This is a genomic window from Microcystis wesenbergii FACHB-1317 (genome assembly GCF_014696875.1).
Lineage (GTDB): Bacteria > Cyanobacteriota > Cyanobacteriia > Cyanobacteriales > Microcystaceae > Microcystis > Microcystis wesenbergii_A.
This window is the reverse complement of record NZ_JACJQV010000130.1, coordinates 1-7,771: the sequence shown is the minus strand read 5'-3', so window position 1 is coordinate 7,771 and position 7,771 is coordinate 1. Positions and strand designations below refer to the sequence as shown.

The 7,771-nt window shown below is 43.0% G+C and carries 9 protein-coding genes and 1 pseudogene; 4 read left to right on the top strand and 6 right to left on the bottom strand.

Annotated elements, in window-relative coordinates; translation table 11 throughout:
• The 4 genes from H6F92_RS11180 to H6F92_RS11165 all read right to left on the bottom strand — a co-directional run.
• The coding region (locus H6F92_RS11180; protein WP_190357891.1) for a GDP-mannose 4,6-dehydratase at nt 1–503 on the bottom strand (503 nt) is incomplete at its 3' end.
• A gap of 123 nt (nt 504–626) precedes the next feature.
• Nucleotides 627–971, bottom strand: coding sequence for a TIGR03792 family protein (locus H6F92_RS11175; RefSeq protein WP_190357890.1), 345 nt, complete (start codon nt 969–971; stop codon nt 627–629).
• Nucleotides 972–983: 12 nt separating this feature from the next.
• Complete coding sequence (locus H6F92_RS11170) at nt 984–1,871, bottom strand: ParA family protein (protein ID WP_190357889.1); 888 nt, start codon at nt 1,869–1,871, stop codon at nt 984–986.
• A gap of 15 nt (nt 1,872–1,886) precedes the next feature.
• Entirely contained in the window at nt 1,887–2,942 is a 1,056-nt protein-coding gene (locus H6F92_RS11165; protein ID WP_190357888.1) for a metallophosphoesterase family protein, read from the bottom strand.
• Nucleotides 2,943–3,050: 108 nt separating this feature from the next.
• Here H6F92_RS11165 and H6F92_RS11160 point away from each other — a divergent pair, with 108 nt between their 5' ends.
• Nucleotides 3,051–3,521: a pyroglutamyl-peptidase I family protein gene (locus tag H6F92_RS11160; RefSeq protein WP_190357887.1), complete on the top strand. Its 471-nt coding sequence runs from the start codon at nt 3,051–3,053 to the stop codon at nt 3,519–3,521.
• 10 nt (nt 3,522–3,531) lie between these two features.
• On the opposite strand, the gene fni is transcribed toward H6F92_RS11160, so the two are convergent.
• Entirely contained in the window at nt 3,532–4,587 is a 1,056-nt protein-coding gene (gene fni, locus H6F92_RS11155) for a type 2 isopentenyl-diphosphate Delta-isomerase (protein WP_190357886.1), read from the bottom strand.
• Nucleotides 4,588–4,595: 8 nt separating this feature from the next.
• Between fni and H6F92_RS11150 the strand changes: the two genes are divergently transcribed.
• The 3 genes from H6F92_RS11150 (at nt 4,596) to H6F92_RS11140 (ending at nt 7,363) form a co-directional block, all read left to right on the top strand.
• A complete protein-coding gene (locus H6F92_RS11150) occupies nt 4,596–4,844 on the top strand; it encodes a hypothetical protein (RefSeq protein WP_190357885.1) in 249 nt (82 codons plus the stop codon).
• Between the two features lie 171 nt (nt 4,845–5,015).
• On the top strand, nt 5,016–5,582 hold the full coding sequence (locus H6F92_RS11145) for a Uma2 family endonuclease (protein ID WP_190357884.1): 567 nt from the start codon (nt 5,016–5,018) through the stop codon (nt 5,580–5,582).
• A 422-nt stretch (nt 5,583–6,004) separates the two neighbouring features.
• Nucleotides 6,005–7,363: a TIGR03279 family radical SAM protein gene (locus H6F92_RS11140; protein WP_190357883.1), complete on the top strand. Its 1,359-nt coding sequence runs from the start codon at nt 6,005–6,007 to the stop codon at nt 7,361–7,363.
• Nucleotides 7,364–7,451: 88 nt separating this feature from the next.
• On the opposite strand, the pseudogene H6F92_RS11135 reads toward H6F92_RS11140, so the two are convergent.
• A pseudogene (locus tag H6F92_RS11135) lies at nt 7,452–7,771 on the bottom strand (IS701 family transposase); the annotation flags it as partial.

The following is a 7,771-nucleotide window of genomic DNA, read 5'->3' as shown; positions in this document are numbered from 1 at the left end:
CCGTAAACTTTCGCACAAGCGTAGGGACTGCGGGGATAAAATGGCGTGGTTTCTTTTTGGGGAACTTCCATGACTTTCCCGAACATTTCCGAGGAACCTGCTTGATAGAAACGGACTTCGATGCCGGTTCTTTTTTGGTAATCCCGAATTGCTTCTAGTAATCTTAAAACTCCCACCCCCACAGCATCAACGGTGTATTCTGGGGCATCAAAACTAACTCGCACATGGGATTGTGCGCCTAAATTATACACTTCTACCGGTTGCACTTGTTCGAGGATACGCCGCAGGGTCGTCCCGTCGGTGAGGTCGCCATAATGAAGAAATAATTTAGCATCCGGCTGGTGGGGGTCAATGTAGATATGATCGATGCGATCGGTGTTAAAAGTTGAAGTACGACGGATGATACCGTGGACTTCATAGCCTTTTTCTAATAATAATTCGCTCAGATAGGAACCATCTTGACCAGTGATGCCGGTAATTAGGGCGCGTTTCGGTTGAGTCATCAGTAATTTACCTAATCGGAAAGAATAAAGACCATATAAAGGGTCTGACTGCTTATAGCACACTTTAGCCCCTCAGGACAAGTTTGGCTAGGTTGACCAGGGACAAAAAGATGAATTGATTTTTTATCCGGGCTGCATAGATCCTAAATGGTTCTGACAATTTTCTCGGAATTTTCTGACTTGAAATTCCTTGACTTTGAGTAATTGATAATTATCTTTTCCCATGGCTAGGGAAAATTTGGCTTCGGTCTCATCAAGTAAATTTTTGGAGATAGCTTTCCACTGTTCTTGCGTTTGCCAATGGGCAACGATAATTAATTCCTCCTCGATGGCGGGATTAATCCAAATTTCTTTACCTAAAAAACCAGGTTGTTTTGCTAAAAACTTTGTCCAAATTTCTTCATCTTTTTGGATAAATTTTTCCCTCGCTTCAGGTTTAACTTGAAATTCTAACCACTCAATGACCATAGTAATTATCTCCTATTTTTTGGCTTTCATCAAGAATTCTTCTGTGAGTTTCATAAAAGCTTTGGAACCACTAGAAGAGGGCATGGCTGCCACCACAGGCACGAACATATCCACAGCTTTAGCTACATTAACATCCATAGGAATCGCATTAGCAAAAATTTGATGGGCTTGAAAATCCTGTTGTACCCGGCGCATGACTTGATTATAGTAGCGACTGAGTAAACCACCACCGGAAAGAATAAAAACTATACCGAGTAAACCGGGGTTAATCGGTGCGGTTTCTTGATGACTAGCTTTCAGTTTAACTATTCTTCTTTCTAATAGCTGAATGCCGACAATTGATAAAGGTTCGGGACGGGCAGGTAGTAAATAAAAATGACTGCTACATAGACCACTACGAGTTAAAAGATTATAGCCTGGAGCGCAATCCATGATAATATAATCGTAACGGTCTTGAATGGGATCAATGATTTTTTTAATTAAGATTCTTTCGAGGTTATTCCAAGCATGATCAAAGCCTAAATCTTCCTGTAAAATTGCTTGGTGGTGCAGGGTTTCTGAGACGACATATTCATCATAAAGTTCGATGTCTCCTGGCAGTAAATCTAAGCCTTTAATTTCACATACTGAAGGGACAATAATATCATCAATAGTTAATTTATTGTAGGGATTGGGTTTGATAATTGCTTCTAATAAATAGCTTAAAGTGCGTTTTTTGCGACGCAGTTGAGCGAATTCGTGGGGAGACATTAAGCTAAGAGTCGCACTGATTTGAGCGTCTAAATCGAGGACAAGGACTCGTTTTTGCTGAAATTTAGCTAAACAGGTGGCAAGGTTGACGGTAAGGGTAGTTTTTCCTACTCCTCCTTTCATATTAACGGTGCTGATGACAGTGGCCATGATGGGAATTCCTTTCTAGTTAACCGATGGAATATCTCGACGTAAAACCTGCCCGTTGGGAGCCATAATCAAAGGAGGTAAACTGGTAATATCGATCGCCTCTTGGGTTTTCATGTCGTAGGTGGTGTAAACTGTTTCCTGTTGATGGGGATTAATATCGACAATTGTTAGGGTTTTTCTAGGTGCTTGTTCACTGTTCAATAACCGTCGCGGTCCACTGCCTAAAGCTCCTGAGTGTAATAATTGTAATTGCCCCCGTTTACCCGGATAGTAAGCGTGAGCGTGCCCACTAATATAAGTATGCACCTGATAGCCTTCTAAAAACGCTCTTAATTGCTCGGCATCGGCTAAATAATCCCCCGGTCGATTTCTGCCCACGGCAATACCGTAGAGGGGTAAATGACCGATTACTAGCCGCATTTTAGCATTTTTAGCGTCGGTACTACTCAAGTTTTTTGCCGCCCAATTTAGTTGTTCCCCAGAGATTAAATGAGTGGAGGCATCCCAAACTAGATAGAATATACCATTTTGAGTGAAAGTATAATAAAAAGGAAAGCCGGTTTTATCGATAAAATTTAAACTTGTCTCATGTTGGGGATTTTGCCAATAATCTTGGGCTAATTTTCTCTCTTTAGCATAGATAAATTTTCCTGCGGATAAAGCTCCAGAAGCGTCATGATTACCGATGGTAAAAGCAAAAGGTATTTTAGCAGCTCGCAGGGGCGCAGCGATATGGCGATCAAAGGCTGACCACATGGCGTTAATTGCTGCCTCTGTCAAGCTGCTTTTTTGTCCTGCCACCATGTCCCCACCACAGAGAACCAGATCGGGTTTATGATTGATAATTAAAGGGATAGCTCGATCGATTTCGGGATCGTAAGTAGTGGAACCGTATTGACTATTAAGGTCACTAATCACAATTATCTTGACTTTTTTCGCTTTTTGTGCTTGTTTAACGGGAGACTCAGGGGGATTTTTGGAAGTAACGGGCTGTAAAATCTGATGAGCGCAAGCTGCCAAGCTAAAACCGCCTAAACTGCCACTAATAAGCAAAAATTTACGGCGTTGCATAGGATATCAATCTCGTCTTGAATTGAGGTCACGTCAGTTAGTGTAGCAATTTTTGTCCCTTCGATCGCTTTTTTTCTCCATCATCCCAATTAACTATCAGGAAATAACTTGACAATTCTCTTAACTTCTTTTGCGCCTTGGTTATGTCATCACCGGAGTAATTCCTCCGATGATTTGTTAGTATCTATTCAAGATAATTATGCAAAAAAGCTTTTATTTTTGCGTCAACTTCCCGTTAATACCCATCGAGCTAGTGAACGAGTTATCAAAGCTATTCAAGACAAAAAACCCGATTTAGTTATTTGTTGTGGCATGGCAGAAAGTCGTTATCGTTTAAGTTTAGAATCTCAGGCTAGGAGTAGCACAAAAAAGTTATTGACACCAATTCCCTTGTCAGATTTAATTAAAAACCTTGACTATAGTTATATCAGCGATAATGCCGGTCAGTTTGTCTGCGAAGAATTATATTTTCAAGTCTTAAAACATCATCCGAGGGCTTTATTCGTTCATGTGCCGCTTTTAACTGACAAAAATTTTGCCATTATTCAAAGAGATTTTCAAAAAATTCTCCCTAAGTAGTCGGGCAAAATTAATTTCCCAAGCTTAAAGCACTGGAATTTTTTAAGGCTGATAAATTAGCATTACCCGTACAGAATAAAGCAATTTCTAATTCAGCAATTAAAAAAGTCACCAACTCATCTACCGCCGCCTCCGATGCCACAGCTGCGGTGAGAAAAGGCCGGGCTAAACCGCCTAAATCCGCCCCTAAAGCGATAGCTTTGCCAATATCGACCCCATTTTTCAAACCCCCGGAAGCGATGAGAGGAATAGTAGAATTAATCGCCCGGATGGAGGTAATACAATCGGCGGTGGGTAAACCCCAATCGGCAAAAACTTGACCTAAATGACGCTGTTTTTTATCTTTTGCCCTTTGACTTTCCACCTTTGCCCAAGAAGTGCCGCCAGCCCCCGCCACATCAATCGCCGCCACCCCCGCCTCTATTAACTTTTTAGCCATTGCCCCGGAGATGCCGTTACCCACTTCCTTAGCCACCACAGGAACGGGCAATTTAGAGCAGACAAGGGCGATTTTGTCAAGGATTCCTCGAAAATTTTTATCGCCTCCCGATTGTACCCATTCTTGCAGGGGATTAAGATGAAGAATCAGGGCATCAGCCTCCAATAAATCGACTAATTTCAGGCATTCTTCCACACCACAGCCATAATTTAACTGCACTGCCCCTAAATTAGCCAAAAGGAGGATATCGGGGGCGAGATGGCGAACGGAAAAAGTGGCGGCTAATTCCGGCTGTTCGAGGGCGATACGTTGGGACCCAACCCCCATAGCTAAACGGTAACGTTGGGCGACGGTTGCCAGTCGAGTATTGACTAGATGGGCTAAGGTAGTTCCCCCCGTCATCGAAGAAATCAATAGAGGGGCGCCGAGGCTTTTGCCTAAAAAGCTAGTACCGATATTAAGATCACTGCGGTCTAGTTCTGGCAAACAGCAGTGATTAAAGCGATATTTCTCTAATCCGCTGCTAATTTTCCTAAATTCTACGTCTTCTTCCAGACAAACTCGCAAATGTTCGGCTTTACGATTTTCTATGTCACTAGCGGCATTAACAGGGGGGAGAGTGGTCATAGGTCAGGATGACAATCGCTACATGGTTGACTATACAGGATATTGAGTCAATTGTTCCAGTTGTTAACGAAGGCGGTGGTTGGTCGTCAGCAATGGAAACAAATTCAGCCATAGGAGCGATCGATCTTTTTGTCCTTTGTGTCTTTGTGGTTCTTTCCACGCGCTATATTAGATTGACAAGTCAAATAAATCAAGAGAAAGAGCTAAAAGATTGGCAACAGATTAACTGGTTCGTGTATGCTTTGAGAGGGTCATAATCTGAGATTTATGTTTACCCATCAGGTGATTGGCTACGACATGATCAATAGGCCTCCCGTTAGTTTAATCCGTGGCTGCTACGAATGCCCGGGGAAGATTAGCTAATAAGCAATCGCCCCGATCTGAAAATTCCCGCTCGATTTTCCTATTGCTTCGGTTGAAAATTGACCATGACTCTTATCTCTTCTAAATCCCTCACTTTACCGGAATTTCTCTCGCTAACCGATGCCGATGGCGATATTACCTATGAATTAGTCGCTGGAGAAGCGATCGCAAAAATGTCACCGAAATTCTTTCATTCTCGTTTAACCGGTGCTTTATTTCTCGTACTCGATCGCTGGAATCAAGGACGGGGAGAGGTGGGAATCGAATGGGCGATCATTCTCAGCAAAAACGATCGAGATTGGTGTCCCGTTCCCGATCTCCTCTACATTTCCTTGGAAAGGTTAGGAGATATTACCCTCACCGATGAAGCTTGTCCCGTTCCCCCGGAATTAGTCATCGAAATTATTTCTCCCGAACAATCCTTCAGCAGCCTGAGCGAAAAAGCCGTGGACTACCTAAAAGCGGGAGTCAGTCGCGTCTGGATCGTCGATTCCCGGGCCAAGCAGATCACAATTTTCTATCCCGATGCGCCCCCGGCGATTAAAAAAGGCGATGACGAGATGAGCGATATTCTCCTCCCCGATTTAACCCTAACCCCCGGACAAATTTTTGCGAAAGCCGGATTAAGTTAATGCCCTACACCCCCTTGCCCCCACCCCCCCCACCCCCCCGACATCGGGGGGGGGTTGCGGGGTTGCCCCTTGCAAGAGTGCCTCATCTCAATAAGCAATTTAAATGCGCGGGCAGCTTAATGCCCTACACCCCGCGATCGATTCCACCTTCTGCGAACACCTGTACTGATTAACGGCAGCGAATAGATTAGAACGGATTGAAAAGTTAACGAAAACAGGAACGATCAAAAACCCTAAAAGTCAACCCCTAGGCATAGCGTTTACGGTTTTAACATTCTTTTAATGTTTCGCTCATGATCAATTTGGGAGCAGTTTTATGGAGCGATCGCCCTAAGCTGCTGTAGAATTAGTTTGACAAAAGTGAGATGCAGCCAAAGACTCTCTGAGAATGCAGTTAAATAATTGAATGGCGACCTAAAAATATGAGTGAATTAACTATTCGTCCTGCTAAAATTACTGGTGTCATCCCGGATTCGATCGCCGCTGAGGTGGGTTTTGAAATTGGGGATGCGCTCGTCTCTATCAATGGTAATCGTCCCCGGGACTTAATCGATTATCAATTTTTGTGTGCCGATGAATTTCTCACCCTAGAAGTGCTTGATAGTCAGGGCAAAACTCACCGGATAGACATCGAAAAAGATTATCATGAAGACTTAGGTTTAGAGTTTGAAACTGCCCTTTTTGATGGCTTAATTCAGTGTAATAATAAATGTCCCTTTTGCTTTATCGATCAACAACCAGAGGGCAAAAGAGAAACTTTATACCATAAAGATGATGACTATCGCCTAAGTTTTCTCTATGGCAGTTATTTAACCTTAACTAATCTCACATCAAAAGAATGGCAGCGAATCGAAAAGATGCACATCTCACCGCTTTTTGTCTCCGTTCATGCCACGGAACCCGATCTGAGGATTCGTCTCTTAAAAAATCCCCGCGCTGGTCAAATTTTAGACCATTTAAAATGGCTACAAGCGAGACAATTACAAATTCATGCCCAAGTGGTAGTTTGTCCCAATATTAATGATGGAATTCATCTGGAAAGAACCCTATTAGATTTAGTTTCTTTTCATCGGGGGGATATTCCCTGTGTGGAGTCGGTTGCCGTGGTTCCCGTGGGATTAACTCGCTTTCGTCCCCAAGAAGATGAATTAATTCCCGTTAGCCAAGAAAAAGCGCGAGAAGTGATTGAACAGGTCGAAACTTTACAGAAACAATTTCGTCAAGAATTTGGCAGTAATGTGGTGTGGTTAGCTGATGAATGGTTTTTAATTGCCCGAGTCGATTTACCACCCCAATCTCACTACGAAGACTATCCCCAAATCGGTAACGGAGTTGGCTCAATTCGTCAATTTATTAGGGATTTTCAGAAGACAGCCAAGAAGTTATTACCTGCTCAAATTACTCCCTCTAGACGGTTAATATGGGTAGTGGGAAATGCGGTAGAACAGGCTTTTCAACCCCTAGTTAAACAGTTAAATAAGGTGCAGGGTTTAACCGTGGAATTAGTGGCTTTAAATAGTGATTATTGGGGACAGGAAATCACGGTTACGGGTTTATTAACCGGGCAAGATATTCTTAAGGGATTACAAGGTAAAAATCTTGGGGATGGGGTTTTATTACCCTCCCTCATGCTCAAGCATGGGGAAGCGGTATTTTTAGATGATTTAACCCTAGAAACTGTGATTAATCAGTTAGGAGTCCCTATTTATCCAATCCTGGGAGTAGAGGAATTAATTAAAACTTGTCTGACGCTCAATCGACCGGTACCTAGGGTTTGCTGAAAAAGTGGGCGTTGCTGAATCAAGGTATGAATGACAACCTTGCACCGATGCAAAAGTTAGTTTGGGTCTAGTGGGACTTAAACAAATTTCAAGCCCAAATAAAGCCTAAACTGGCTTTGTAAGCGGCAAACACATCCCGATTCTCGGTCAGCCACTCAAAGAAACGGAAAGACATCGCTGTCCGAAAAGCTTCTAAAGCTTCCACAAAAGTGTTTAAAGGTCGATTCGCCCACCGCCTTTGTAGTCCCCCAGTCAACTTATGCCACAGGATAAATGTATAGGCACAAAACACCAGGATAAAATGACGAAGTAAGCTTCGTTTATCCCTGACTTGGTATTCCCTTAACCCTAACCATCCTTTGGCTTCTCGGTAGAATACTTCCACCCAATTTCTTTCGGTGTAAGTCT

What these genes read in the sequence shown, in the direction of transcription:
- H6F92_RS11175 (WP_190357890.1), bottom strand. Translation starts at nt 971, where the DNA reads ATGGTCATTGAGTGGTTAGAATTTCAAGTTAAACCTGAAGCGAGGGAA.
- H6F92_RS11170 (WP_190357889.1), bottom strand. Translation starts at nt 1,871, where the DNA reads ATGGCCACTGTCATCAGCACCGTTAATATGAAAGGAGGAGTAGGAAAA.
- H6F92_RS11165 (WP_190357888.1), bottom strand. Translation starts at nt 2,942, where the DNA reads ATGCAACGCCGTAAATTTTTGCTTATTAGTGGCAGTTTAGGCGGTTTT.
- fni (WP_190357886.1), bottom strand. Translation starts at nt 4,587, where the DNA reads ATGACCACTCTCCCCCCTGTTAATGCCGCTAGTGACATAGAAAATCGT.
- H6F92_RS11150 (WP_190357885.1), top strand. Translation starts at nt 4,596, where the DNA reads ATGACAATCGCTACATGGTTGACTATACAGGATATTGAGTCAATTGTT.
- H6F92_RS11145 (WP_190357884.1), top strand. Translation starts at nt 5,016, where the DNA reads ATGACTCTTATCTCTTCTAAATCCCTCACTTTACCGGAATTTCTCTCG.
- H6F92_RS11140 (WP_190357883.1), top strand. Translation starts at nt 6,005, where the DNA reads ATGAGTGAATTAACTATTCGTCCTGCTAAAATTACTGGTGTCATCCCG.